This is a genomic window from Fertoeibacter niger (genome assembly GCF_009380135.2).
GTDB classification, from domain to species: Bacteria; Pseudomonadota; Alphaproteobacteria; order Rhodobacterales; family Rhodobacteraceae; genus Fertoeibacter; species Fertoeibacter niger.
Genome location: NZ_WHUT02000007.1, coordinates 175,484 through 198,655, shown reverse-complemented (window position 1 = coordinate 198,655; position 23,172 = coordinate 175,484). Strand labels below are relative to the sequence as shown.

Below are 23,172 nucleotides of genomic sequence, written 5' to 3'. Positions count from 1 at the left end.
CGTCATCCCTTGCCGCGTTCGGAAAGTATCCGCCCGACAAGCTGCGCCGTGTAATCGACGATCGGCACGATGCGGCCATAGTTCAGCCGCGTCGGACCAATGACACCCACGGCACCGATGATCTTTCGATCCGCGTTCATATAGGGAGAGACCACCAGAGAGGAACCCGAAAGTGAGAACAACTTGTTCTCCGACCCGATAAAAATGCGCACGCCCTCGCCGGTTTCGGTCAGTTCCAGAAAACGCGCGATGTCGCGCTTGCGTTCAAGATCGTCAAACAGGGTGCGGATACGCTCTACATCCTGCACTTCGGGCCGACCGTCGATCAGATGCGACTGGCCGCGCACGATCAGCCGTTCGGATTGTTCGCCGGCGTTTTCCCACAGCGCAAGGCCGCTTTCCACCAGATCACGCGCCAGGCTGTCGATCTGCTGGCGGCGCGCGGCGATGTCATGGCCGATGGTCTGGCGCAGTTCCGACAGGGTCTTGCCCTCGGCCAGCGCGTTCAGGAAATTCGCCGCCTCGCGCATGGATGACGGGGTTTGCCCCGGCGGCGGGGTGAACACGCGGTTTTCCACATGGCCATCGGCAAAGACCAGCACCACCAGCGCGCGTTCGGCCCCAAGGCTCACAAATTCGATATGGCGGATCGGCGCCTCGTGTTTCGGTGTCAGCACCAGACTGGCGCCGCGGGTGATGCCCGACAGCGCGGAACCCACGCGGTCCAGCAGCGTGGCCACATCGGGTTCGTTCGTGCCCAGCGTCGCATCCATCATCTCGCGGTCCGCATCGGCGACGGTGCCGACCTCCAGCAAGCCATCCACGAACAGCCGCAGGCCCAGTTGCGTGGGCACCCGGCCCGCCGAGATGTGCGGGCTGTCAAGCAGGCCCAGAAACTCCAGATCCTGCATCACGTTGCGCACGGTGGCGGCGCTGACCTTTTCGCTGAGGCTGCGGGTCAAGGTGCGGGAACCCACCGGATCGCCGGATGCCAGATAGCCTTCGACCACGCGGCGGAACACCTCGCGCGAGCGGTCATTCATTTCGGACAGGAGTTTCGGGCTGTCGTTCATCGGGCATGCTTTCCGCAGGTTGCCGAGAGTATCGGCGCGCTGGCGGCTTCGTCAATGGCGCTTGGGCGCAACAAGGGTTGCATCGCGGGGTGCGGGATGGGTATCTGGCGGCATGCAGAAAAAGGAACGTCCGATGCGCCCCTCTGGCCGTGAACTGAATGAAATGCGTCTGGTTTCGATTGAAACGGGTGTGATGAAACATGCCGAAGGCTCTTGCCTGATCAAGATGGGTGAAACGCATGTGCTGTGTTCCGCCACCATCGAGGACAAGGCACCGCCGTTTCTGAAAAACACCGGCCTTGGCTGGGTGACGGCGGAATATGGCATGCTGCCCCGCGCCACCAACAGCCGCAACCGGCGTGAGGCGGCTGCGGGCAAACAGTCGGGAAGAACACAAGAAATTCAACGGCTTATCGGTCGCGCCTTGCGTGCGGGGGTGGACCGTTCGGCTTTGGGCGAACGTCAGATCGTCATCGACTGCGATGTGTTGCAGGCGGATGGCGGCACACGCTGCGCCTCGATCACCGGGGGCTGGGTGGCGCTGCGGCTGGCGATGAACAAGCTCTTGAAAACCGGGGCCATCGTGTCTGACCCGATGATCGACCATGTGGCGGCGGTATCCTGCGGCATCTATGCCGGGCAGACCGTGCTGGACCTGGATTATGCCGAGGATTCGGCGGCGGGCACGGATGGCAACTTCATTCTGACCGGCAAGGGCCGGCTGATCGAAGTGCAGATGTCGGCAGAGGGTGCCACATTCTCACGCGATGAGATGAACGCGCTGCTGGATTATGCCGAAGCGGGCGCTGCAGCGCTGGTGGCCGCACAGAAGGCAGCCCTGGGGTGAGGCGCTTTGACAGCGACCGGCTGCTGGTGGCGACCCACAACCGGGGCAAGCTGGAAGAGATCGCCAAACTGCTGGAGACTTTCGGAATTGCGGTGACTGCGGCAGGCGAAATGGGCCTGCCAGAGCCGGTGGAAACCGAAAGCACATTTGTGGGCAATGCCCGGATCAAGGCGCATGCGGCGGCAAAGGCCACCGGCCTGCCCGCGCTTGCGGATGATTCGGGCATATCGATTGACGCGCTGGATGGTGCGCCGGGCGTTTATACCGCCGACTGGGCCGAAACCCCGCAGGGCCGGGATTTCGTGATGGCGATGCACAAGACCTGGGCCTTGCTCGAATCGCAAGACGCCCCCCTGCCCCGGCTGGCGCAGTTTCGCTGCACGCTGGTGCTGGCCTGGCCCGATGGGCATGACGAGGTGTTCGAGGGCGTGATGCCCGGGCAGGTCGTTTGGCCGATGCGAGGCGATCAGGGGCATGGCTATGACCCGATCTTTCAGCCCGACGGATTCGACGTGACCTTCGGCGAAATGGACCGCTGGCAGAAAAACCAGATCAGCCACCGGGCCGATGCGTTCCGCAAACTGGTGCAGGGGTGTTTCACATGAAGCGTATTTCCACCGGGTCGCCGTTCGAGGCGACGATGGGCTATTCCCGCGCCGTGGTGAAGGGAGGCTGGTGTTTCGTGTCAGGCGTGACCGGCTATGATTATGCGACGATGGTGATGCCTGAGGGCGTGGCCGCGCAAGCGCAGAACTGCTTTGCCACCATCGCGCGGGTGCTGGACGAGGCCGGTTTCGCCATGGCGGATATTGTGCGGGTGCAATACACCGTCACCGATGCGGCGCTGGTTGATGCGCTGATCCCCGTTCTGGGGGCGGCCCTGGGCGAGTTTCGCCCGGCGGCGACGATGGTGATCGCGGGTCTGATCCGGCCCGAGATGCTGGTAGAGATCGAGGTGACGGCCTTCAAGGGCTGATGCCTTTCGGAGGCGATGATGGACGATTGGCGCAACGGGGGCTTCGGGCTGTATCTGCACTGGCCGTTCTGCCAGTCGAAATGCCCCTATTGCGATTTCAACAGCCATGTCGCGGCGTCGATTGACCAAGGGCGCTGGCAGCGGGCCTATCTGGCCGAGATCGACAGGATTGGCGCCGAAACACAGGGACGGGTGCTGAACTCGGTATTTTTCGGCGGAGGCACGCCTTCGCTGATGGAGCCTGAACTGGTGGCCGCGATACTGGAGCGGGTGCGCGCCACCTGGCCTGCCGCCAATGATTGCGAGATCACGCTGGAGGCCAACCCCGGATCGGTGGAGGCCGGGCGTTTTGCCGGCTACCGCGACGCGGGGGTGAACCGCATCTCCATGGGCATTCAGGCGCTGAACGATGCCGACCTGCACCGGTTGGGACGGCTGCATTCGGTGGCCGAGGCGCGAGCGGCGTTTGATGTGGCGCGCGGACTGTTTGACCGGATCAGCTTTGACCTGATCTATGCCCGGCAGGATCAGGGCCTGGACGACTGGCGGCACGAATTGCGCGAGGCGCTGGCGATGGCGGCCGACCACCTGTCGCTATATCAGCTGACCATCGAGGATGGCACCGCCTTTGGCGACCGTTTTGCGCGCGGGCGGCTGCGGGGTCTGCCAGCGGAGGAGCTTTCGGCCGACATGTATGCGGTGACGCAAGAGATTTGCGAGGCGGCTGGCCTGCCCGCCTATGAAGTGTCAAACCATGCGCGGCCGGGTTCCGAGTCACGGCACAACCTGATCTATTGGCGGGCGGGCGACTATGCGGGGATCGGCCCCGGGGCGCATGGACGGCTGACGCTCGGTGGGGTGAAACTTGCCACCGAGGCACCGAAAGCGCCGGGCGACTGGTTGCAGCGGGTGGAACGCGGCGGGCATGGCGAGGTGCCGCGTGTGGCGCTGGATGCGCGCGACCGCGCGTTCGAATACCTGATGATGGCGCTGCGGCTGCGCGAAGGGCTGGATCTGACACGGTATCAGGCGATGGGTGGCCAGTTGAATTCCAGCAAAATCAATGAGTTGGTTGAAATTGGCATGATCGCGCGCGATGATTCGCGCCTGTGGGCCACGGCGCAAGGCCGCATGGTGCTGAATGCCGTCATCACCGAACTGGCTGGAGATTGAGCATGGCGCGGGCACCGGGCACAAGGTGCGCAACAGTCCGGCGGAGCGTCTGATGCGGCTGTTCTGGGCTTTCTGCGGCTTTGCCGCGCTGGCGCTGGGGCTGGTGGGCATCTTTCTGCCGTTGCTGCCAACGGTGCCCTTCCTGCTGCTGGCGGCATTCTGCTTTGCCCGGTCTTCCGAACGGATGCACCTGTGGCTGACGACGCATCCGGTGCTGGGGCCGCCGATCCGCGATTGGCAGGCGTCTGGTGCGATCAGCCTGCGGGCGAAACGGCTGGCCACGGCCTCGATGGCCGTGGTGCTGGTGCTTTCAATCGTGCTGGGGGTGCGCCCACTGATCCTGTCGATTCAGGCGGTGGTGCTGGCCTGCGCCGCATTGTTCATATGGACCCGTCCCTCGGCATGACCGACAGCACGCGGCAAAGATTATCAAGATCTTCCAGCGTGTTGTAGCGGATCGTCAGCAAGCCAGTCTCGCCTCCCGGCTCATGATCGATGCTGACCGCCATGCGCAGATTGGCCGACAGGTCAGCTTCCAGCGCGCGGGTGTCGGCGTCTTTTTCCACCCGACGGCCACGCGGGCCGCTGCCGGGGCTGGACTTGCTGGTGGGCGTTTTCGCCAGAGCCTCCGTCTCGCGCACTGAAAGGCCACGCGCGATGACGGTTCTTGCCAGTTCTGACGGGTTGGCCGTGGTGATCAGCGCGCGGGCATGGCCGGCGCTCAGCTTGCCCTCGCGCAGCCAGGCCTGCACATCATCGGGCAATTGCAGCAGGCGCAGCAAGTTGGCAATGTGGCTGCGGCTTTTCGACAGGGCTTCGGCAAGCTTTTCCTGCGTATGGCCGAAACGGTCCATCAGCTGACGAAATCCCATCGCCTCTTCGATCGCGTTCAGATCAGCGCGCTGGATGTTTTCGATGATGGCGACTTCCAGCACCTCGGTATCGTCAAATTCACGCACCAGCACGGGCAATTCGTGCAACTGCGCCAGTTGCGCTGCGCGCCAGCGGCGTTCGCCTGCGACAATCTCGAACTGGTCAGTTCCCGCAATGGCGCGCACGATCAGCGGCTGGATCACGCCCTTCTGGCGGATGGAGTTCGCCAGATCTTCCAGTGCCTCGGGGCCGAAATCGCGGCGAGGCTGGTTGGGATTGGGGATCAGCTTTTCAACCGGCACCAGCATGTCGGCGCGGCGCGGTGTGGCAGGGCTTTCGACATCGACGTTGATGTCAGCCATCAGCGCCGAAAGCCCGCGCCCCAGGCCGCGGCGTTCCAGTTTCTTGTCGTTCACGATGCCTTCTCCCGTTGCTGCAAGGCCATCCCATGCCGGGCGGCAATCTCGGCTGCCAAAGCGCGATACGCCTCGCTGCCCTTCGAGGTGCTATCGTAACTGAGCACCGGCAGCGCATAGGACGGCGCCTCGCTGACCCGCACATTGCGCGGCACGATGGTGGAGAAAACCAGATCGCCCAAGGTCTGCCTGGCGTCATTTTCCACCATCTGCGACAAGTTGTTGCGCTTGTCATACATCGTCAGCAGCACGCCCTCGATCCGCAGCCCCGCGTTCGCCGTCTGTCGCACTTCGCGGATCGTCAGCATCAATTGCGACAGGCCCTCCAGCGCGAAAAACTCGCTTTGCAGCGGCACCAGGACCGAATGGCACGCCACCATGGCATTGACCGTCAGCAGGCTGAGCGAGGGCGGGCAGTCGATCAGGATGTAATCAAACAGAAAATCGTCAATCGCGGGCTGCCGCAGCGCGTCATGCAACAGAAAGCTGCGCTTTTCATTGGCCACCAGCTCCATGTCTGCCGAAGAAAGATCGGCATTGGCCGGGCAGATCATCAGGCCCGGGAACTTGGTGGACAGGATCACATCGGCCAGCGGAGCCTCGTCAAGCAACAGGTCATAGGTGGTAAAGCGCCGCTGTGCCGTCTCTACCCCCAGCCCGGTCGACGCGTTGCCCTGCGGGTCCAGATCCACCAGCAGCACCTTGGCCCCCAGTTCGGCCAGCCCGGCGGCCAGGTTGATGGCCGTCGTGGTCTTGCCAACCCCGCCCTTCTGGTTGGCGATGGCAATGATGCGCGGCGGCTTGGGTCGCGTCGGATCAACCATGCGGCAGGCCTTTCAGTTGCAGGATCACGGCACCGGCTTCGGTGACGCTGGGGTGGATATCAACCTCGAAGGCCCATTGCCCGCGCGCTTCGGCCAGTTCGCTGGCGTGGCTGGCACCCTTCATGAACAGTGCCGTGCCCCGGGCCGACAGATGACGTTGCGCAAACCCGCAAAGAAGCGTCAACGGCGCGAGGGCCCGCGCCGACAGGACATCGGCATTCAGCGGTGCAATTGCGTCGATTCGTTCGGCCAGCACCTGCGCTTTGAGCCCCAGCGTCTGGCAGGACTGCCGCAGGAACGTGGCCTTGCGCTGATCGGAATCCACCAGAGTGAAGCGGCTGCCGGGCTGCAATTCCGCCCCAAGCACGGCAACAACCAACCCGGGAAAACCGCCTCCACTGCCCAGATCGGCCCAGTGCAGCGGCCCGGGCGGTGCAAGCCGGTAGATCTGCGCAGAATCAAGGATATGGCGGCTCCATGCATCGGCGAGCGTTGACTTCGATACAAGATTGATCGCCGGATTCCACTTGCCCATCAAGGCGACCAGGGCCTCAAGCCGCTGGATTGTTTCACGTGAAACACCCAAGGCCGCGAGTGGATCATTGTGCAGCGTCATCCGGCCACCTTTGCCCGATGGTCCCGGCGAAGCCGCGCCAAGATCAACGTCAAGGCGGCGGGGGTAATGCCCTCTATCCGGCTGGCCTGTGCAATACTGCCCGGCTGCACACGCGCCAGTTTCAACTTCAACTCATGCGACAAGCCGGCAAGAGCGGCATAGTCGAAGCCGGCCGGGATTTGCAGCGCCTCATCGCGTTTGAGGTCGTCGGCATCCTGCTGCTGACGATCGACATACTGCGCGTAAAGTGCGTCTGCAGCCGTCTGTTGCCGAATTGCACGTGGCATTGCTGCAAATTCGGGAACAAGCTGCTCGATCATCTCCGGCGATACTTCCGGAAAGGACAACAAGGCAAAGGCCGATTTGCGTATGCCGTCCTGACTGACCTTGACCCCAAGATCATTGATCTGATGCGGTGTGAGCGAGACGGCGTCCAATGCGTGCCTTGCTCGCGCCAATTGCTCGGCTTTGGCCGCAAAGGCTGTGCCGCGGGCTTCACTGACACAGCCCAAGGCGATGCCAAAAGGCGTCAGCCGCTGATCGGCATTGTCCGCCCTAAGCGTCAAGCGGAACTCGGCACGCGAGGTGAACATGCGGTAAGGTTCGGTGACGCCGCGCGAGACAAGGTCGTCAATCATCACCCCGATATAACTGTCGGCCCGGCTGAACAGAGCAGGCTCGCGGCCAAGCGCGACCAGAGCTGCGTTAAGTCCGGCCACCATGCCCTGCGCCGCTGCTTCCTCATAGCCGGTGGTGCCGTTGATCTGACCGGCCAGATACAGGCCGGGGCGCGATTTCAGCTCCAGCGTCGGACGCAGCTCTCGGGGGTCGAAATAATCATACTCAATCGCGTAGCCTGGTTGCAGGATCGACACATTCTCCAGCCCCCTGATGCTCCGCACATAGACCTCTTGCACCTCGGCGGGCAACGAAGTGGAGATGCCGTTGGGGTAAACCGTGTGATCCTCAAGCCCTTCTGGTTCCAGAAACACCTGATGCTGGGTCTTGTCGGCAAAGCGCACGATCTTGTCTTCAATCGAAGGGCAATAGCGCGGGCCAACGCCTTCGATATGCCCACCATACATGGCAGAACGGCCAAGATTCTCGCGCACGATGTCATGGGTCAGCGAGTTGGTATAGGTAATCCCACAGGTGATCTGCCGGGCCGACGGCGCATGATTGAGGAAGGAGAACATTACCGGCTCGTCATCGCCGGGCTGCATCTCAAGTCCAGACCAGTTGATCGTGCGGCCATCCAGCCGCGGCGGGGTGCCCGTTTTCAACCGCCCCCGCGCAAGGCCAAGGTCTGCAAGCCGGGCCGCAAGCCGCAGCGACGGGGCAGCCCCCATGCGGCCCCCCGGGTGCCGCTTGTCCCCGATATGGATCAGGCCATTCAGGAAGGTGCCCGAGGTCAGCACCACCGCATGCGCCGCGATCTGCGTTCCGTCGGCCAGCTCAACGCCAGTCAGGGCCGTACCTTGCAGCAAAAGGTCAACCACCTCGCCTTCCAGAATATCCAGTCCGGGCTGCGCGGCCAATATGGCCTGCATCGCCTTTCGGTAAAGGCTACGGTCGGCTTGTGTGCGCGGGCCCTGCACAGCGGGGCCCTTCTTGCGGTTCAGAAGCCGAAACTGGATACCGGCCTGATCAGCCACACGGCCCATCACGCCATCCAGCGCGTCAATCTCGCGCACCAGATGGCCCTTGCCCAGGCCACCGATGGCGGGGTTGCAAGACATGACACCCAGGTTGTCGCGCGACAATGTTGCCAGGGCGGTCCGGGCGCCCAGACGTGCGGCCGCTGCGGCAGCCTCTGCCCCGGCATGGCCACCACCAATCACAATCACATCATAATGTTTCACGTGAAACATCCTCATTTTCCGATGCAGAAACTGGCGAAGATTTCGCCCAGCAGCATCTCGACATCCACACGACCCACCAGCGCGTCCAGCGCCCGGATTGCCCGGTGCAGCGCCTCGGCGGCAAGCTCGGCCCGCATCGCCCCTGTGATTACCTCAGCCTGCGCCGATTCCATAGCCCCGATTGCGGCTATGATAGCCAGCCGGTGCCGTTCGCGCGTGAAAATGCCGGCTGAGGCGCTGCGCTGTTGCAAGGTGTGGGCGATGGCGGCCACCAGATCTGCCACTCCCGCCCCGGTCTTCCCCGAAACAGCCAGCCCCGTCGCGATGTGCAAATCCGCCTTGCCCTGCACTACAATATCCCCAGGCTGCACGGGCATGGCGGGCGCATCACCATCCAGCAGGAATACCCGCAAATCTGCCGCCTGTGCCCTTTCAATCGCGCGGCGGATGCCCAGACCTTCCACCAGATCGCCTGTTTCTCGCAGACCGGCGGTATCAAGCAGCGTGACGGCCAGTCCGGCCAACTCCATGCGCACTTCGATCACATCGCGCGTCGTGCCCGCAACCTCTGACGTGATGGCCGCCTCGCGGCCGGCAAGCGCGTTCAGCAGGGTGGATTTTCCGGCATTCGGGGCGCCAACGATGGCCACTTCAAAGCCATCCCTGATCCGCTCAGCCATACGCGTGCCCTCAACTTCAGCGCGCAGGGCCGATAGCAAGTTATCAAGCAACCCCGACACTTCGGGCGTTACGTCAACCGGCACATCTTCATCGGCAAAGTCGATGGTCGCTTCGATCAGCGCCGCCGCGCGGATCAGGTCGCGCCGCCACCCTTCAGCGCGCGCGCCCACTGCGCCCGACAAGACATGCAGCGCCTGCCGCCGTTGTGCCTCGGTTTCCGCCTCTATCAAGTCAGCCAGCCCCTCGACCTGCGCAAGGTCGAGACAGCCGTTTTCCAGGGCGCGGCGGGTGAATTCCCCGGGTGCAGCCAGCCGCAAACCGGGTTGTTCCGCCAGCGCCCGCAGCACGGCATTCACGGTCGCAGTGCTGCCATGCAGATGCAGTTCGGCGACGTCCTCGCCGGTAAAACTGGACCCCTTGGCGAAAAGCAGGACCAGGGCCTCATCCAGCACGACCCCATCCCATACAAGACGCCGCAGCGCGGCTTGCCGGGCAACGGGCAGGCTCACACCAAACGCCGCTACCGCCTGATGCGCCCGAGGGCCGGAAACACGCAACACCGCCACCCCGGCCTTGCCGCGTGCGCTGGCAAGGGCATAGATCGTATCCATTGGCTAACCCTTTGATTCAGAACACTCAGGTGTTCATCGAATCGAAGAACTCCGCATTCGATTTGGTCTGTTTCAGCTTGGAGATCAGGAACTCGATCGCATCCGTGGTGCCCATCGGGTTCAGAATCCTGCGCAGCACATAGGTTTTCTGCAGGTCGGTCTTTTCAACCAGCAGGTCTTCCTTCCGCGTGCCCGATTTGAGGATGTCCATCGCCGGGAACACGCGCTTGTCTGCAACCTTGCGGTCCAGCACGATTTCCGAGTTGCCGGTGCCCTTGAATTCTTCAAAGATCACCTCGTCCATCCGGCTGCCGGTATCAATCAGCGCCGTCGCAATGATGGTCAGCGACCCGCCTTCCTCGATGTTCCGCGCCGCACCAAAGAACCGCTTCGGCCGCTGCAACGCATTGGCATCCACACCACCGGTCAGCACCTTGCCCGACGACGGCACCACCGTGTTGAAGGCGCGGCCCAGACGCGTGATGCTGTCCAGCAGAATCACGACATCACGCTTGTGCTCGACCAGCCGCTTGGCCTTTTCGATCACCATTTCGGCCACGGCCACGTGCCGCGTCGCTGGTTCGTCAAAGGTCGATGACACCACCTCGCCCTTCACAGACCGCTGCATGTCGGTCACTTCCTCGGGGCGCTCGTCGATCAAAAGCACGATCAGATAACATTCCGGGTGGTTGGTGGCGATGGAATGCGCGATGTTCTGCAACAGCACCGTCTTGCCGGTGCGCGGCGGCGCCACGATAAGCCCGCGCTGCCCTTTGCCGATAGGCGCCACCAAGTCGATGATCCGGGCCGAGCGGTCTTTCAGTGTGGGGTCTTCAACCTCCATCTTGAAACGCTCGTCAGGGTAAAGCGGGGTCAGGTTGTCGAAATGAACCTTGTGCTTGGCTTTTTCCGGATCATCAAAGTTGATCCGCGTCACCTTGGTCATGCAGAAGTATTTTTCGGTTTCACGGGGCGCGGCGATAACGCCTTCGATCGTGTCACCCGTGCGCAGCGAGAATTGCCGCAAAATCTCGGGGCTGACATAGATGTCATCCGGGCCCGGCAGATAGTTGGCCGACGGACTGCGCAAGAAGCCGAAACCGTCTTGCAACACTTCCAGCACGCCATCGCCGCCGATCTCCCAGCCTTCCTCGGCATGTTCCTTCAAGATCGAGAACATCATCTCACCCTTGCGCATCGAAGGGGCGTTCTCGATCTCCCATTCCTCGGCCATCGCCAGCAGGTCGGCGGGCGTCTTGGCTTTGAGTTCGGCGAGGTTCAGGCGTTCAATGGTCATGGGAAAAGCGTATCCTTGGCGCTGCCCCGGTGGGGCCTGCATCGGTCATGAATGGGAAATGCGGTGGGCCGGACGGCCCTGCACCGTCGCAATTAAGCGGCGCTGCGCAAAAAGTCAACCAGACAGCGGGCAGTTCAGAACTTCACGATCACCGACAAAACGATCACGATCATCAGCAGGGTCGGCACCTCGTTCATCATGCGGTAGCGGCGGCCGTTCAGCGTGTTGCGACCAACGGCAAAATCCTTGCGGCGCAGGCCAAGCCAATGGTGGAACCAGGTCATTGCCAGCACCGATGCTGCCTTGGTCCAGGGCCAGACCATGCCCCAGTCCACGATGCCTGGCGTGAACACCAGCGCAAGGCCAAAGACCCAGGTGGCCACCATAGCGGGGTTCATGATGGCGCGCAGCAGGCGCACTTCCATGATGCGGAACAGCGTGTCAACCGCCGCGCCCTGTTCGGCGTGATACACGAACAGGCGCGGCAGATAGAACAGGCCCGCCATCCACGCGATGACCGACATCACATGGAAGGATTTCACCCAAGGATACACATCCGCCAGAAAGCTTCCCATGCCAGTCTCCTTGTGCTGCCCTTCTCTTAAAGAAAGAGTCTAAGAAAAGGAATGATGCAGTAGGGGCGGTGGGTAACAGGATTAAGACATTCATCCCGTGATTCATCCCCAGTTCACGATCTGTGGAAAACGCTGTGCATGCATGCGGAAAACCGCCGATTGTGCATTTTTATTACATATAAAACAACAGCTTGCGTTTCCTGGCGCTGTGGAGAACTTTGGTTCCATTCGTGCACATGGCGCAGGAACCTCATTCTATCCCGTGTTCGTGTGGCGGGCACTGCACAGGTGGGTAACTGGCCCGGGCGGGTTGACAAATCGGCCCACGCTCCGCACCAACGGGGTCACAGCCTGATCTCGCCGATTTCGCCGTCAGGAACATAAGCAGATTATCCACAGCATCGCCCCATGACACCAAGCCTTGTCCTCGCTTCAGCATCGCCCATCCGCAGTCTGTTGCTGGCGCGCGCGGGCGTGGCGGTGCAGGCCCTGCCCGCGCGCATCGACGAAGGTAGCATCCGAGCCGCTCTGGAGGAAGAGGCGGCCAGCCCGCGCGACATTGCCGATACGCTGGCTGAACTTAAGGCGCGCAAGATCGCTGAACGGCACCCCGATGCGGTGGTGATCGGCTGCGACCAGGTTCTTGCCTTTGCTGGCCGTGTCTGGGGCAAACCTGCCGATGTTGATGCAGCCCGGGCACAGTTGCAGATGCTTCGTGGCCAGACCCACCAGCTTTTGTCGGCGGTCGTGATATACGAGGGCGCAAAACCAGTCTGGCGGCATATGGGAGAGGTGCGGCTGACCATGCGTGACATTTCCGATGGCTGGCTCGACAGCTATCTGGCCCGCAACTGGCCGGACGTGGCCGATTCGGTTGGCGCCTACAAGCTGGAAGAGGAAGGCGTGCGCCTGTTCACCGCCATCGAGGGCGACTATTTCACCGTTCTGGGCCTGCCGCTGCTGCCCCTGCTGGGCTATCTGGGACTAAGAGGTTTCATCACCACATGACCGACCATCCGCGCATTCCGCTGGCAGGCGTCATCGGATCACCGATTGCCCACAGCCGTTCCCCGATCCTGCATGGCTACTGGCTGAAACGCTATGGGCTGAAGGGGCATTATGTGCCGCTGGACATCGCGCAAGCCGACCTGCGCAACGCATTGCATATGCTGCCGAAACTGGGTTTCGTTGGGGTCAACGTGACCATCCCGCACAAGGAGACCATCCTGGCGCTGGCCGATATTGTCACCGACCGCGCGGCTCTCATCGGGGCGGCCAACACGCTGATCTTCCGCAATGACGGGCGCATCCATGCCGACAACACCGACGGTTCGGGCTTCATCGCCAATCTGCGGCAGAACGCGCCGCATTGGGTGCCGCAGGCCGGGCCAGCCGCCGTGTTCGGTGCCGGTGGTGCGGCCCGCGCGGTGGTTGCCGCGCTGATCGAGGTGGGCGTGCCTGAAATCCGTCTTGCCAACCGCACCCGCCCCCGGGCCGAGGCCTTGCGGTCAGACTTCGGGGCGAAGGTCATCGTGCAAGACTGGGTGCAGGCCGGCAACATGCTGGAGGATGCGATGACGGTGGTGAACACCACCTCGCTGGGCATGGTGGGAAAACCCGATTTCCGGGTGCCGCTGGATGCGCTGAACCCCCGCGCGCTGGTCACGGATCTGGTCTACACCCCGCTGAAAACAAACCTGCTGATCGAGGCCGAGGATATGGGTTGCACCGTGGTCGATGGTCTTGGCATGCTGCTGCATCAGGCCGCCCCGGGGTTTGAACGCTGGTTTGGCCACCGCCCCGAGGTGGACGCCGCCACCCGCGACGCCGTTCTGCGCGGATGAGGCCGTTTCGTCTGGGGCTGACAGGCTCCATCGGCATGGGCAAATCGACCACGGCGGGGTTCTTTGCGGCCGAAGGGGTTCCGGTATGGGATGCCGATGCCGCCGTTCACCGGCTCTATGCGCCGGGTGGTGCGGCGGTGGCCCCGCTTGCCGCATTGCACCCGGCCGCCGTGGCGGCGGGGAGCGTTGACCGCAACGCGCTGAAATCATGGATCGCCGCCGATCCGGCCGCGCTGAAGCGTATCGAAACGATTGTTCACCCATTGGTCGCCGCTGACCGTGCCGCCTTTCTGGCCGATGCCACCGCCGACATCGTGCTGTTCGACATCCCCCTGCTGTTCGAAAAGGGCACCGAAGCGGACATGGACGCCACCCTTGTCGTCACAGCCCCCCCTGCCCTGCAACGCGCCCGCGTGCTGGCCCGCCCCGGCATGACAGAGGCGCAGTTCGCCACCATCCTGGCCCGCCAGATGCCGGATGCTGAAAAACGCGCCCGCAGCACCCATATCATCGAAACCCTGGGGCTGGAGGCGGTGCGCCATGCCGTCCGCGCCCTGATCGCCCATATCCGCGAGGCCCATGATGCGTGAGATTGTGCTGGACACCGAAACCACCGGCTTCGAACCCTCCGAAGGCCACCGGATCGTCGAGATCGGCGCGGTGGAGCTGTTCAACCACATGCCCACCGGCCGCACCTATCACCAGTATATCAACCCGCAGCGCATGATGCCGAAAGAGGCGTTCGAGGTGCATGGTCTGGGCGATGATTTCCTGCGTGACAAACCGCTGTTCAAGACGGTGGGGCCGGCATTCCTTGACTTCATCGGAGATGCGACGCTGGTGATCCACAACGCCAGCTTTGACATGAAATTCCTGAATGCCGAACTGGGCTGGGCTGGCCTGCCGCTGCTGCCCCTCGACCGGGCGCTGGATACGCTGCTGATCGCGCGCAAGAAGTTCCCGGGCTCACCCGCGTCGCTCGATGCGCTGTGCCGCCGCTTTGGCGTGGACAATTCGGCGCGCGAAAAGCACGGCGCGCTCTTGGACAGTGAAATTCTGGCCGAGGTCTATCTGGAACTGATCGGCGGCAGGCAGCCCGATTTCGCCTTGCCGTCCGAGGCGCAAGCGCGGCGCGACGACAGCGGGCCACAGATGGCGTGGCGCCCGCAGCCCCGCCCCGCGCCGCTGCCGCCCCGGATCACCGAGGCGGAATCTGCCGCCCATGCGGCCTTTGTGGCCAAACTGGGCGACGGCGCGATCTGGCTGAAACGTAGTTAGCGGATCACGATACCAGTGTGGGCTGTTCGGCCTTTTGCGCCTCGGCGCGGCGGGCAAGCTCCATGCGGTAAAGCGCCACGAAATCCACGTTGTCCACGTTCACCGGCGGGAAGCCCCCGTCACGCGTCACGTCGGAAATGATCCGGCGGATATAGGGGAACAGCAGGCGCGGGCATTCGATCAGCAGAAAGGCATGCATCTGCTCTTCAGCCACGTTTTCGACGTGGAAGATGCCGGCATATTCCAGCTCCATCAGGAACAGGGTTTCGTTGCTGGCCTTGTTCTTTGATGTGACGCGGAACTTGGCAATCACCTCAAACTGATGATCCGCCGTGCGTTTGCGGGCATCAAGGCTGACCTGCACCTGCATGTCGGGCTGCACGTCTGTGCCTTGCAGCCCCTTGCGGGCCACCATGTTTTCAAACGACATGTCGCGCACGAACTGCGCCAGAACCTGCATCTTGATCTGCGGCGGGGCCTCGGGGGCGGCACCATTGGTTTCGGTCATCACTTTCTCCTGCTGACGCTGCAATCCCCGGCTTTTGCCGGTTTGTGCCCCTGTCTAGCAGGTCAGATGCGGCCTCTCAATGCCGTGTCCAACCGGAGGGGCGGTTTGCGGGCGGGTCGATCCGCCCTGAGTCAAGGTCAATGTATTCGCCGTCGATCGGCATGTCGCGCGCCGGGCGCTGCGGCATCGTCTGAAACCGCATCCGGGTGGCCAGAACTGCGATCAGCACCCGGCGCAGCGGCGGGATCAGCAGCAAAAGCCCCAGCGTATCGGTGAAAAATCCGGGCAGGATCAGCAGCACACCGGCCACAACCGTCAGCGCGGCATGGGCCAGGGGTGACAGCGGATTGGCTGCCTGCGGCCCGGCGGCCCGCATCTGTGCCACAGCCTGCACCCCCTGCCGCCGGATCACCGCACCCCCCAGCAGCGCCGTGCCCAGCACAATCGCCAGCGTCGGCCACAGGCCCAGCCAGGCCCCCACCGTGACGAACAACGCGATCTCGATCAGCGGCACGGCAATGATAATGGCAAACAGCCACATGGCGGGCCCTTTCTGGCAACGCTTTCTTGCGGGCGTGGCGGTGGACTTGGCCGCACCCCTATCCTACATAGGAAACAACGGGGCTGGTTTCCAACCCCCAACATCACAGGGGCCACAGCCCCGCCGCCCGACCGAGGTTAAAGATGAGCTCTTCCCTGATCCAACTGCTTGTTCTGGCCGGGATCGCCGTGTTCCTGATCATCAAGCTGAAGAATGTGCTGGGCACGCGCGAAGGCTTTGAAAAGCCTGCAATCCCGGCGGAAGATGCCCGCCCCGGCCCGCGCCGCGATTTCGAGGTGATCGAGGGAGGCCCCGACCGCGACATCACCGATCATGTGCCTGATGGCAGTCCCTCGGCCAAGGCGCTGGCGGCGATGAAACTGGCCGAGCCCAGTTTTTCGGTGAACGAGTTCCTGCAAGGCGCGCGCGGCGCCTACGAGATGATCCTGATGGCCTATGAAAAGGGCGAGATCGACGCGATCCTGCCCTTCCTGTCAAAGGACGTGTATCAAAGCTTTGCCGATGCGGTCGAGGCGCGCGAGCGCGAAGGCCTGACGGTCGAGGCGAACTTCGTGGGCTTGCGTGAATTGTCGTTGCACGAGGCCAGCTTCAACACCACCACGCGCGAGGCCGAGATTGTGGTGCGCTTTACCGGCGAGCTGACCTCAGTGATCCGCAACAAGGCGGGCGAAGTGATCGAGGGCAGCCCGACCGAGGTGAAAAGCCAGCGCGATCTGTGGAGCTTTGCGCGGCGCATGGGGGCCGATGACCCCAACTGGCAACTCGTCGCTACCGGAGAGTGATGCGTGCCGCGCTCCGCGCCCTGGCGCTGTGCGCCGTGACGGCGATCGGGGGCGGGGCCGCCGCCGAGGAAGTGCTGCATTTCGAGGAGCTTGACGGCTGGGCGCAGGATGACCACCGCGCGGCGCTGCTGGTGTTTCGCGAAACCTGCGACCTGCTGAAGGCACCTGAATGGGGGCCCTTGTGCAAATTCGCGCAGGATGTGCCCGCCACGCCCGATGCCGCGCGCGGGTTTTTTGAACTGTTCTTCCGCCCCGTGCTGATCGGCACGCCCCCCGCCCTGTTCACCGGCTATTACGAGCCGGAACTGGCGGGCTCCCCCGTGCGCACGCCGCGCTTTGCCTATCCGCTTTACGCCAAGCCGCCGGAAATGCGCGAGGGTATGGTCTGGCGCAGCCGGGCCGAAATTGAAAGCGGCATCCTGCGCGGGCGGGGGCTGGAGGTGGCCTGGCTGGATGACCCGGTGGAGGCCTATTTCCTGATGGTGCAGGGGTCAGGCCGCATCGTGATGCCCGACGGGTCAACGCTGCGGCTGGGTTATGGCGGCAAGAACGGCCACCCCTACCGCAGCATCGGGCAGGAACTGATCCGCCGTGGCACGCACCGCTTGCAGGATGTGTCGGCGCAGTCGATCAAGGCCTGGGTGCGCGGCAACCCGGCGGCTGGCGCGGCGCTGCTGAACCACAACCCGTCTTACGTGTTCTTCCGCAAACTGCCGGATCTGCCGCCGGAAAAGGGCCCGATCGGGGCGATGGGCCGGTCGATCACCGGCATGCGGTCAGTGGCCATAGACCCCAAGTTCACCCCTTTGGGTGCCCCGGTCTGGGTGGAGAAAGATGGGCGCGACCCGCTGCGCCGCCTGTTCATCGCGCAGGATACCGGCGGGGCGATCAAGGGTGCGCAGCGGGCGGATATCTTCTATGGCACGGGGCTGAAGGCCGGCAATCAGGCGGGCACGGTCAAGGATGGCGGGCGCATGCTGGTGCTGTTCCCGATCGACCGCGCCTATGCCATGCTGCCCGACGGCTGACGCCATGGCCCGCCGCCGCACCCTGCGCCCCGAGGAGGAAGAGCTTTGGCATGCCGTGACGCGCACCGCGACAGCCATGCACCCCGGCAAGGTGAAAACTCACAATCCCCGCCCGCTGGATCTGCCCGCCGCGCCGGAACCCAAGGCCATCGCCCCTGCCCCTGCCTTCAACCGCTTCCGCATTGGCGAAAAGGTCCGCCACGCCCCCGTGCATGACATTCTGCCACCGCTGCGCGATCAACTGGCCGCAGCGCCCCTGCGGATGGATGCCAAGAACTTCGCCCGGATGGCGCGCGGCAAACTGGCCCCCGAGGCGCGGATCGACCTGCACGGCATGACCCTGGCCGAGGCGCATCCCGAACTGGTGGGCTTCATCCTCAACGCCCATGCGGCGGGGCTGCGGCTGGTGCTGGTGATCACCGGCAAGGGCAAGCAGCGCCCCGACCACGGCCCGATCCCGCAGCGCATGGGCATCCTGCGCCATCAGGTGCCGCAATGGCTGCACCTGCCCCCCTTGGGCCCCTGCGTGCTGCAAGTGGCCGAGGCGCATCTGAAACACGGCGGCGGCGGGGCGTATTATGTGTATCTGCGGCGCGGGCGTTAGCGAGATAGACCGTCTGCGATGTCTGCCACGGGTGACAGGATCACCTCGGTCGCGTTCTGCAGCGTCAGCACGACGCCCGGCAACAGGTCTATGCGCCCGGCCTGGTCTGCGTCAAAGGCCGCGTTCACATCGCTGATGCCCGCCAGAAGACGGATAAGCGCCGGCGATGTGGCCAAGGTGAAATGCCCGTCGCCCTCGGCATAGGCCGCGGTATCCAGATAGGTCACGTTCAGATCGGCCACGGGCGTGATGTCGGCCATGTTGCCCAGCCGTTCACGCTGCCCGGTGATGCGCGCCGAAAGCCCCAGTGCGCGGTCGCGGTTCGACCCGAAGATCAGGAACGGCTGAGGCAGCACACCAATCGCATGCGCCTGCGAGCGGAACACATCGACATCAATATCCGGTGAAATCAGCAGCACGCCCGATATCCGCCCCAGTCCCTGCCGCTGTTTCCGAATGGCCATCTGGCGCAGGGTTTCCATGGTCAGCATCGCGCCCAGAGAATGTGACACCAGATAAATCCGGTCTGCCCCGGCGGCAGAGACTTGCTCGATCAGCCCCTCCAACCCGTCGCGCGCAAAAAGCGCCGAGTCGCGGTCCTGGACATAGCCCAGCGGCTTGCCCGCCGAGGGCCAGGAGTAATGCACCGTGATGCCGGGCAACTCCAGATCGTTGGACAGTTGCGCGATGCGGTAGAGCCCCTCGGCAAACGTGGTGTTGAACCCATGCACAAAGATCACCGCCTCGCGTCCGCCGCGCGGGTCACGCGCCATTGCTTGCGACAGGTCGGCACGAAACACAGGCTCGCCGCCATACAGTTTCTCGGCCACGGTCACGAAATCTGTCAGCGGGTCAGCCTTGCGGCCACGCGCTGGCCAAGTGATTGTCCCCAATTCATGCTCTGCCGGGATCGAGATATCGTAGCGTGCAAAGGCGGTTGCCTCTGATCGCATGGCGCCGAAACTGCCACTTTCAGGGTTCACGGCGCGGGTGGTGCCCACGAACACCGTGCGCATCACACCCAGACCCGCCGCTGACGGATCCACCGTCATGGTGCCGCGCGGCGTGCAGCCTGCAAGCACCAGAACAATCAGCAGCAAACGGATCATGCCCACGCCCTTCGCAACTGTCAGCCCTGCATGGGTGACACGAAAGGCGCGGTCAACCCCGTGCGGTGGGCAGGCTACAGCACATATCGGCTGAGATCCGCCGAACGCGACAGGGCGCCCAGGTTCGCCTCCACATAAGCGGCGTCCACCGTCACCGCTTCGCCGCCCCGGTCGGGCGCGCTGAACGACAACTCTTCGAACACACGCTCCATCACCGTGTAAAGCCGTCGCGCGCCAATGTTTTCCACGCTGCGGTTCACCTCGGCGGCAATGCCCGCCAGCGCCGCGATGCCATCGTCGGTAAAGCGCACCGTCACCTTTTCGGTGCCCATCAGTGCCGCATATTGCAGCGTCAGCGCATTGTCGGTTTCCGTCAGGATACGCACGAAATCGCCCTCGGTCAGCGGCTGCAATTCCACCCTGATCGGCAGGCGACCCTGCAATTCGGGCAGCAGATCCGACGGTTTGGCAATATGGAAGGCACCGGATGCGATGAACAGGATATGGTCGGTTTTCACCGGCCCGTATTTGGTCGATACCGTGGTGCCCTCGATCAGCGGCAGCAGGTCGCGCTGCACGCCCTCGCGGCTGACATCGGCCCCCCTCGCATCCGACCGAACGCAGATCTTGTCGATTTCATCCAGAAAAACGATGCCGTTTTCCTGCACCGCCTCCAGCGCCTGCGCCTTCACCGCCTCGTCATCCAGCAGTTTGTCCGCCTCCTGCCCCAGCAGCAGGTCATAGCTTTCCGCCACCGTCACCCGCTTGCGCGTGGTGCGGGCGCCAAAGGCCTTGAACATGTCCTGCAACCCCTGCATCTGGGTTTCCATGCCGGGGGCCATGGGGAACATGCCGCCCAAGGGGCTGGCACTGTCCTGCACCTCGATCTCGATCAATGTGGCGTCAAGCTCGCCGGCCCGCAGCCGGCGGCGGAACATGTCGCGCGTCTGGTCGCGGGCGTCCTTGCCCGCCAGCGCCTCGATCACCCGTTCCTCGGCGGCGGCCTTGGCGCGGGCGCGCACATCCTCGCGCATGCGCTCGCGGGTGTCGATCATGGCGGCATCCACCAGATCGCGGATGATGCTGTCAACGTCGCGGCCCACATAGCCTACCTCGGTAAACTTCGTCGCCTCCACCTTCAGGAACGGCGCGCGGGCCAGTTTGGCCAAACGTCGGCTGATCTCGGTCTTGCCCACGCCGGTGGGGCCGATCATCAGGATGTTCTTGGGATAGACCTCGTCGCGCAGGTCATCGGCCAGTTGCTTGCGCCGCCAGCGGTTGCGCAAAGCCACTGCAACGGCGCGTTTGGCGTCCTGCTGGCCGATGATATGGCGGTCAAGCTCGGAAACGATTTCGCGCGGCGTAAGGTCGGTCATGACACTCTCCTGTCAAGGGTTTGCGGCAGGGACGGAACATTCGGCGACCGCACTCGTTGGGTCATCACAACCGAAACGGAGGATGGACGATGGCCGAACCGCATGAACTGACCGCAAAATTCTGGAAGGCGCTGCAATCCGACAGGACGATGATGCTGGGTCTGGCTGGCCATGACGACGCGCATACACGGCCGATGACGGCGCAGGTCGAGGGGGATCAGGGGCCGATCTGGTTTTTCACCAGCACTGACAGCGAACTGGCCGCGGCGCTGGGCACCGGCATGGGTGCGCGCGCCATCGCGACCTTCACCTCGAAAGGGCATGACCTGTTTGCCTGCGTTCACGGCAGCCTGGCGCGCGATACCAACCGCGCGGTGGTGGACCGGCTGTGGAACAGCCACGTCGCGGCCTGGTATGAGGGGGGCAAGGACGACCCCAAGCTGGTGCTGCTGCGGCTTGATCCTGCAAGCGCGGAAATCTGGCGCGACGGGTCCAGCCTGTTCGCGGGCCTGAAGCTGCTGCTGGGGGCCGACCCCAAGGAAGACTACAAGGACAATGTGGCCAAGGTGGCCCTGTCCTGACCGTGGCGCGGCGTGGGGTAAAAACCCTGCGCCGCCAGCCACTTGGGCCGGTTCATTTTGCAATCCGTTCCACCGTCAGGTTGCCGTTGGTGTAAACGCAGATGTCGGCGGCGATGGCCATGGCGCGGCGGGCGATGTCTTCGGCAGGCATGTCGGTGGTCATCAGGCCACGCGCCGCAGCCAGTGCGAAATTGCCGCCCGAACCGATGGCTGCGACGTCATGTTCGGGTTCAAGCACGTCACCGGCGCCGGTGATGACGTAAAGATCGGCCCCGTCGGTGACGATCAGCATCGCCTCAAGGTTGCGCAGGTATTTGTCCATCCGCCAGTCTTTTGCCAGCTCCACCGATGCGCGGGCCAGTTGGCCGGGCATCGCCTCCAACTTTTTTTCCAGCCGTTCCAGCAGGGTAAAGGCATCGGCGGTCGATCCGGCGAAGCCTGCCACCACGGGAAAGCCCCCCGGCATCAGCCTGCGCACCTTGCGGGCAGACCCCTTGATAACCGTGGCTCCCAGGCTGACCTGGCCGTCACCGGCCACCACCACCTCGCCGCCGCGCCGCACCGCCAGAATTGTCGTGCCGTGCCAGCCGGGAAATCTGTCATCCGCCATGATGGCCCCCGCCTTGTTCCATCCCTATATGGCGGCAGGCGGGCGGCGTCACAAGCCCCGCACCACCCTGCACAACCCATGCACGGGTGGCACGGTTGACAGCAGACGCAGCGCAGCCAAGACTGGCGACCGCCAGCAGGGGTGAAACAGTGTCGGACCGCGTGCTTCATCTGTATCTTGCCCCGGCGATGCGCGCCGATGCCGAGGCAGGGCAGGTGAACATCGTCAACCGGATTGCGGCGGCGGTGGCCCCTGCAGGGCTGCGGCTGTCCTTTCACGACGACACCGAGGCGGAACGGCAAAAGGCCGCGCGCCGCGCAGGGTGGTCGCTGTTTCACATGCAGCCGCCCATTGGGCCGCGCACGCTGTGCCTGCGGCGGGCGTATCATTATCCGTTCTGGCAGATCGAATCGGTGGCCGAACGCTGGCAATTCGATGTGGCGCTGGCCCGGTTTGATGCGGCCTCGGTCGATCCGGCGCAGGCGCGAGGCTTTGCCCGGCGCTGGCGGGAAAAGCTGCTGGGCGATCCGCCGGTGACGCGCGAGGGGTTCATCTTCGTGCCGTTGCAGGGACGGCTGACCGAGCACCGGTCCTTTCAGGCGATGAGCCCGCTGGACATGATCCGCGCCACATTGGCCGCCGATCCGGCACGCCCCCTGCTGGCCCGGCTGCACCCGAAAGAGGTTTATACCGCCGCCGATCACCGGGCGCTGGCCGCGCTGGCCAAGGCGAACCCGCGGTTTCAGATGTCAGATGCCCCCGGCCCCGACCTGCTGTCGGCCTGCGACTATGTGGTGACGCAAAACTCGGCCATGGCGCTGAGCGGGCTTTTCCTGCGCAAACCGGCGGTGCTGTTCGCGGACATCGACTTTCACCACATCGCCGGATCAGTGCGGCGCGACGGGCTGGCGGCGGCCTTTGCCAGCGTTGCGGGCGAGCCGCAGGATTTTGACGCCTATCTGTGGTGGTTCTTCAAACGCCACACGATCAATGGCGGTTCACCCGAGGCGGAAGACCAGATCAGGGCGCGGTTTGCCCGGCATGGCTGGCAGATCTGACGGGCGGC

27 protein-coding genes are annotated in these 23,172 nt (G+C 63.7%); 14 read left to right on the top strand and 13 right to left on the bottom strand.

The features are described 5' to 3' along the window. Positions 1 to 2 precede the first annotated feature (2 nt). Positions 3 to 1,073 (bottom strand): heat-inducible transcriptional repressor HrcA, encoded by a 1,071-nt coding sequence (gene hrcA, locus GEU84_RS13245; RefSeq protein WP_152826810.1) that lies wholly within the window; start codon positions 1,071 to 1,073, stop codon positions 3 to 5. Positions 1,074 to 1,206: 133 nt separating this feature from the next. Between hrcA and rph the strand changes: the two genes are divergently transcribed. Genes rph through GEU84_RS13220 form a run of 5 tightly spaced genes read left to right on the top strand, consistent with a single transcriptional unit; the run spans position 1,207 to position 4,475 of the window. Continuing rightward, on the top strand, positions 1,207 to 1,920 hold the full coding sequence (rph, locus tag GEU84_RS13240; RefSeq protein ID WP_152826808.1) for a ribonuclease PH: 714 nt from the start codon (positions 1,207 to 1,209) through the stop codon (positions 1,918 to 1,920). Then, positions 1,917 to 2,525 carry an RdgB/HAM1 family non-canonical purine NTP pyrophosphatase gene (rdgB, locus tag GEU84_RS13235; protein ID WP_174539856.1) on the top strand — a complete coding sequence of 203 codons (609 nt, stop codon included), beginning with the start codon at positions 1,917 to 1,919 and terminating at the stop codon, positions 2,523 to 2,525. The genes rph and rdgB overlap by 4 nt, the downstream gene beginning before the upstream one ends. Continuing rightward, on the top strand, positions 2,522 to 2,896 hold the full coding sequence (locus tag GEU84_RS13230) for a RidA family protein (RefSeq protein WP_152826806.1): 375 nt from the start codon (positions 2,522 to 2,524) through the stop codon (positions 2,894 to 2,896). The genes rdgB and GEU84_RS13230 overlap by 4 nt, the downstream gene beginning before the upstream one ends. 18 nt (positions 2,897 to 2,914) lie before the next feature. Continuing rightward, the gene (gene hemW, locus GEU84_RS13225) at positions 2,915 to 4,069 is read left to right on the top strand and encodes a radical SAM family heme chaperone HemW (RefSeq protein ID WP_152826973.1); all 1,155 of its coding nucleotides are present in this window, start codon (positions 2,915 to 2,917) and stop codon (positions 4,067 to 4,069) included. Between the two features lie 52 nt (positions 4,070 to 4,121). Continuing rightward, positions 4,122 to 4,475, top strand: coding sequence for a YbaN family protein (locus GEU84_RS13220; RefSeq protein WP_152826971.1), 354 nt, complete (start codon positions 4,122 to 4,124; stop codon positions 4,473 to 4,475). On the opposite strand, the gene GEU84_RS13215 is transcribed toward GEU84_RS13220, so the two are convergent. The 7 genes from GEU84_RS13215 to GEU84_RS13185 form a co-directional block, all read right to left on the bottom strand. Further along, positions 4,450 to 5,358, bottom strand: a complete 909-nt coding sequence (locus GEU84_RS13215; RefSeq protein ID WP_338144799.1) for a ParB/RepB/Spo0J family partition protein — start codon at positions 5,356 to 5,358, stop codon at positions 4,450 to 4,452. The two genes, GEU84_RS13220 and GEU84_RS13215, sit on opposite strands and share 26 nt — an antisense overlap. Then, complete coding sequence (locus GEU84_RS13210; protein WP_152826804.1) at positions 5,355 to 6,182, bottom strand: ParA family protein; 828 nt, start codon at positions 6,180 to 6,182, stop codon at positions 5,355 to 5,357. The genes GEU84_RS13215 and GEU84_RS13210 overlap by 4 nt, the downstream gene beginning before the upstream one ends. Next, positions 6,175 to 6,798, bottom strand: a complete 624-nt coding sequence (gene rsmG, locus GEU84_RS13205; protein ID WP_152826802.1) for a 16S rRNA (guanine(527)-N(7))-methyltransferase RsmG — start codon at positions 6,796 to 6,798, stop codon at positions 6,175 to 6,177. Before rsmG ends, GEU84_RS13210 begins: the two co-directional genes overlap by 8 nt. Beyond that, the gene (mnmG, locus tag GEU84_RS13200; RefSeq protein WP_174539855.1) at positions 6,795 to 8,660 is read right to left on the bottom strand and encodes a tRNA uridine-5-carboxymethylaminomethyl(34) synthesis enzyme MnmG; all 1,866 of its coding nucleotides are present in this window, start codon (positions 8,658 to 8,660) and stop codon (positions 6,795 to 6,797) included. The genes rsmG and mnmG overlap by 4 nt, the downstream gene beginning before the upstream one ends. A gap of 11 nt (positions 8,661 to 8,671) precedes the next feature. Continuing rightward, positions 8,672 to 9,952, bottom strand: a complete 1,281-nt coding sequence (gene mnmE, locus GEU84_RS13195; protein WP_152826800.1) for a tRNA uridine-5-carboxymethylaminomethyl(34) synthesis GTPase MnmE — start codon at positions 9,950 to 9,952, stop codon at positions 8,672 to 8,674. 25 nt (positions 9,953 to 9,977) lie between these two features. Continuing rightward, positions 9,978 to 11,249 (bottom strand): transcription termination factor Rho, encoded by a 1,272-nt coding sequence (gene rho / locus GEU84_RS13190; protein ID WP_152826798.1) that lies wholly within the window; start codon positions 11,247 to 11,249, stop codon positions 9,978 to 9,980. A gap of 134 nt (positions 11,250 to 11,383) precedes the next feature. Further along, positions 11,384 to 11,824, bottom strand: coding sequence for a CopD family protein (locus GEU84_RS13185; protein WP_152826796.1), 441 nt, complete (start codon positions 11,822 to 11,824; stop codon positions 11,384 to 11,386). A 408-nt stretch (positions 11,825 to 12,232) separates the two neighbouring features. On the opposite strand from GEU84_RS13185, the gene GEU84_RS13180 reads away from it, so the two are divergent. The 4 genes from GEU84_RS13180 to dnaQ are packed head-to-tail and all read left to right on the top strand — an operon-like array spanning position 12,233 to position 14,946. Continuing rightward, the gene (locus GEU84_RS13180) at positions 12,233 to 12,832 is read left to right on the top strand and encodes a Maf family nucleotide pyrophosphatase (protein WP_152826793.1); all 600 of its coding nucleotides are present in this window, start codon (positions 12,233 to 12,235) and stop codon (positions 12,830 to 12,832) included. Further along, complete coding sequence (locus GEU84_RS13175; protein WP_152826791.1) at positions 12,829 to 13,668, top strand: shikimate dehydrogenase; 840 nt, start codon at positions 12,829 to 12,831, stop codon at positions 13,666 to 13,668. Before GEU84_RS13180 ends, GEU84_RS13175 begins: the two co-directional genes overlap by 4 nt. Next, complete coding sequence (gene coaE, locus GEU84_RS13170) at positions 13,665 to 14,258, top strand: dephospho-CoA kinase (RefSeq protein ID WP_152826789.1); 594 nt, start codon at positions 13,665 to 13,667, stop codon at positions 14,256 to 14,258. The genes GEU84_RS13175 and coaE overlap by 4 nt, the downstream gene beginning before the upstream one ends. Further along, a complete protein-coding gene (gene dnaQ, locus GEU84_RS13165; RefSeq protein WP_152826965.1) occupies positions 14,251 to 14,946 on the top strand; it encodes a DNA polymerase III subunit epsilon in 696 nt (231 codons plus the stop codon). Before coaE ends, dnaQ begins: the two co-directional genes overlap by 8 nt. A gap of 4 nt (positions 14,947 to 14,950) precedes the next feature. Here the strand turns inward: dnaQ and secB are convergent, their stop codons facing one another. Together secB and GEU84_RS13155 are read right to left on the bottom strand one after the other, a co-directional pair. Continuing rightward, the gene (secB, locus tag GEU84_RS13160; protein ID WP_152826787.1) at positions 14,951 to 15,454 is read right to left on the bottom strand and encodes a protein-export chaperone SecB; all 504 of its coding nucleotides are present in this window, start codon (positions 15,452 to 15,454) and stop codon (positions 14,951 to 14,953) included. Positions 15,455 to 15,530: 76 nt separating this feature from the next. Beyond that, positions 15,531 to 15,995 (bottom strand): FxsA family protein, encoded by a 465-nt coding sequence (locus GEU84_RS13155; protein ID WP_152826785.1) that lies wholly within the window; start codon positions 15,993 to 15,995, stop codon positions 15,531 to 15,533. 143 nt (positions 15,996 to 16,138) lie between these two features. On the opposite strand from GEU84_RS13155, the gene GEU84_RS13150 reads away from it, so the two are divergent. Genes GEU84_RS13150 through GEU84_RS13140 form a run of 3 tightly spaced genes read left to right on the top strand, consistent with a single transcriptional unit; the run spans position 16,139 to position 18,430 of the window. Further along, positions 16,139 to 16,798, top strand: coding sequence for a Tim44/TimA family putative adaptor protein (locus tag GEU84_RS13150; protein ID WP_152826783.1), 660 nt, complete (start codon positions 16,139 to 16,141; stop codon positions 16,796 to 16,798). Continuing rightward, complete coding sequence (gene mltA / locus GEU84_RS13145) at positions 16,798 to 17,826, top strand: murein transglycosylase A (protein ID WP_152826781.1); 1,029 nt, start codon at positions 16,798 to 16,800, stop codon at positions 17,824 to 17,826. Before GEU84_RS13150 ends, mltA begins: the two co-directional genes overlap by 1 nt. 4 nt (positions 17,827 to 17,830) lie before the next feature. Then, the gene (locus tag GEU84_RS13140; protein WP_152826779.1) at positions 17,831 to 18,430 is read left to right on the top strand and encodes a Smr/MutS family protein; all 600 of its coding nucleotides are present in this window, start codon (positions 17,831 to 17,833) and stop codon (positions 18,428 to 18,430) included. Here the strand turns inward: GEU84_RS13140 and GEU84_RS13135 are convergent. Together GEU84_RS13135 and hslU are read right to left on the bottom strand one after the other, a co-directional pair. Next, complete coding sequence (locus GEU84_RS13135; RefSeq protein WP_152826777.1) at positions 18,427 to 19,539, bottom strand: alpha/beta hydrolase; 1,113 nt, start codon at positions 19,537 to 19,539, stop codon at positions 18,427 to 18,429. The genes GEU84_RS13140 and GEU84_RS13135 overlap by 4 nt on opposite strands. A gap of 74 nt (positions 19,540 to 19,613) precedes the next feature. Continuing rightward, on the bottom strand, positions 19,614 to 20,915 hold the full coding sequence (gene hslU, locus GEU84_RS13130; RefSeq protein WP_152826775.1) for an ATP-dependent protease ATPase subunit HslU: 1,302 nt from the start codon (positions 20,913 to 20,915) through the stop codon (positions 19,614 to 19,616). An 89-nt stretch (positions 20,916 to 21,004) separates the two neighbouring features. Between hslU and GEU84_RS13125 the strand changes: the two genes are divergently transcribed. Further along, positions 21,005 to 21,496 (top strand): pyridoxamine 5'-phosphate oxidase family protein, encoded by a 492-nt coding sequence (locus GEU84_RS13125; RefSeq protein WP_152826773.1) that lies wholly within the window; start codon positions 21,005 to 21,007, stop codon positions 21,494 to 21,496. 52 nt (positions 21,497 to 21,548) lie between these two features. Here GEU84_RS13125 and hslV read toward each other — a convergent pair whose 3' ends face one another. Next, on the bottom strand, positions 21,549 to 22,106 hold the full coding sequence (gene hslV / locus GEU84_RS13120) for an ATP-dependent protease subunit HslV (RefSeq protein WP_152826771.1): 558 nt from the start codon (positions 22,104 to 22,106) through the stop codon (positions 21,549 to 21,551). 149 nt (positions 22,107 to 22,255) lie between these two features. Here hslV and GEU84_RS13115 point away from each other — a divergent pair, with 149 nt between their 5' ends. Then, positions 22,256 to 23,164 (top strand): capsular polysaccharide export protein, LipB/KpsS family, encoded by a 909-nt coding sequence (locus GEU84_RS13115; RefSeq protein WP_338144797.1) that lies wholly within the window; start codon positions 22,256 to 22,258, stop codon positions 23,162 to 23,164. The last annotated feature ends 8 nt before the right edge of the window (positions 23,165 to 23,172 follow it).

Excerpts from the sequence above, each read along its gene's own strand:
- GEU84_RS13185 (WP_152826796.1), bottom strand. The coding sequence starts at position 11,824 with ATGGGAAGCTTTCTGGCGGATGTGTATCCTTGGGTGAAATCCTTCCAT.
- coaE (WP_152826789.1), top strand. The coding sequence starts at position 13,665 with ATGAGGCCGTTTCGTCTGGGGCTGACAGGCTCCATCGGCATGGGCAAA.
- hslV (WP_152826771.1), bottom strand. The coding sequence starts at position 22,106 with ATGGCGGATGACAGATTTCCCGGCTGGCACGGCACGACAATTCTGGCG.
- GEU84_RS13135 (WP_152826777.1), bottom strand. The coding sequence starts at position 19,539 with ATGATCCGTTTGCTGCTGATTGTTCTGGTGCTTGCAGGCTGCACGCCG.
- hslU (WP_152826775.1), bottom strand. The coding sequence starts at position 20,915 with ATGACCGACCTTACGCCGCGCGAAATCGTTTCCGAGCTTGACCGCCAT.
- mnmE (WP_152826800.1), bottom strand. The coding sequence starts at position 9,952 with ATGGATACGATCTATGCCCTTGCCAGCGCACGCGGCAAGGCCGGGGTG.
- mltA (WP_152826781.1), top strand. The coding sequence starts at position 16,798 with ATGCGTGCCGCGCTCCGCGCCCTGGCGCTGTGCGCCGTGACGGCGATC.
- GEU84_RS13180 (WP_152826793.1), top strand. The coding sequence starts at position 12,233 with ATGACACCAAGCCTTGTCCTCGCTTCAGCATCGCCCATCCGCAGTCTG.
- hrcA (WP_152826810.1), bottom strand. The coding sequence starts at position 1,073 with ATGAACGACAGCCCGAAACTCCTGTCCGAAATGAATGACCGCTCGCGC.
- GEU84_RS13155 (WP_152826785.1), bottom strand. The coding sequence starts at position 15,995 with ATGTGGCTGTTTGCCATTATCATTGCCGTGCCGCTGATCGAGATCGCG.
- secB (WP_152826787.1), bottom strand. The coding sequence starts at position 15,454 with ATGACCGAAACCAATGGTGCCGCCCCCGAGGCCCCGCCGCAGATCAAG.
- dnaQ (WP_152826965.1), top strand. The coding sequence starts at position 14,251 with ATGCGTGAGATTGTGCTGGACACCGAAACCACCGGCTTCGAACCCTCC.
- rph (WP_152826808.1), top strand. The coding sequence starts at position 1,207 with ATGCGCCCCTCTGGCCGTGAACTGAATGAAATGCGTCTGGTTTCGATT.
- GEU84_RS13230 (WP_152826806.1), top strand. The coding sequence starts at position 2,522 with ATGAAGCGTATTTCCACCGGGTCGCCGTTCGAGGCGACGATGGGCTAT.
- GEU84_RS13150 (WP_152826783.1), top strand. The coding sequence starts at position 16,139 with ATGAGCTCTTCCCTGATCCAACTGCTTGTTCTGGCCGGGATCGCCGTG.
- hemW (WP_152826973.1), top strand. The coding sequence starts at position 2,915 with ATGGACGATTGGCGCAACGGGGGCTTCGGGCTGTATCTGCACTGGCCG.
- GEU84_RS13140 (WP_152826779.1), top strand. The coding sequence starts at position 17,831 with ATGGCCCGCCGCCGCACCCTGCGCCCCGAGGAGGAAGAGCTTTGGCAT.
- rho (WP_152826798.1), bottom strand. The coding sequence starts at position 11,249 with ATGACCATTGAACGCCTGAACCTCGCCGAACTCAAAGCCAAGACGCCC.
- GEU84_RS13175 (WP_152826791.1), top strand. The coding sequence starts at position 12,829 with ATGACCGACCATCCGCGCATTCCGCTGGCAGGCGTCATCGGATCACCG.
- GEU84_RS13210 (WP_152826804.1), bottom strand. The coding sequence starts at position 6,182 with ATGGTTGATCCGACGCGACCCAAGCCGCCGCGCATCATTGCCATCGCC.
- GEU84_RS13125 (WP_152826773.1), top strand. The coding sequence starts at position 21,005 with ATGGCCGAACCGCATGAACTGACCGCAAAATTCTGGAAGGCGCTGCAA.
- rsmG (WP_152826802.1), bottom strand. The coding sequence starts at position 6,798 with ATGACGCTGCACAATGATCCACTCGCGGCCTTGGGTGTTTCACGTGAA.
- GEU84_RS13220 (WP_152826971.1), top strand. The coding sequence starts at position 4,122 with ATGCGGCTGTTCTGGGCTTTCTGCGGCTTTGCCGCGCTGGCGCTGGGG.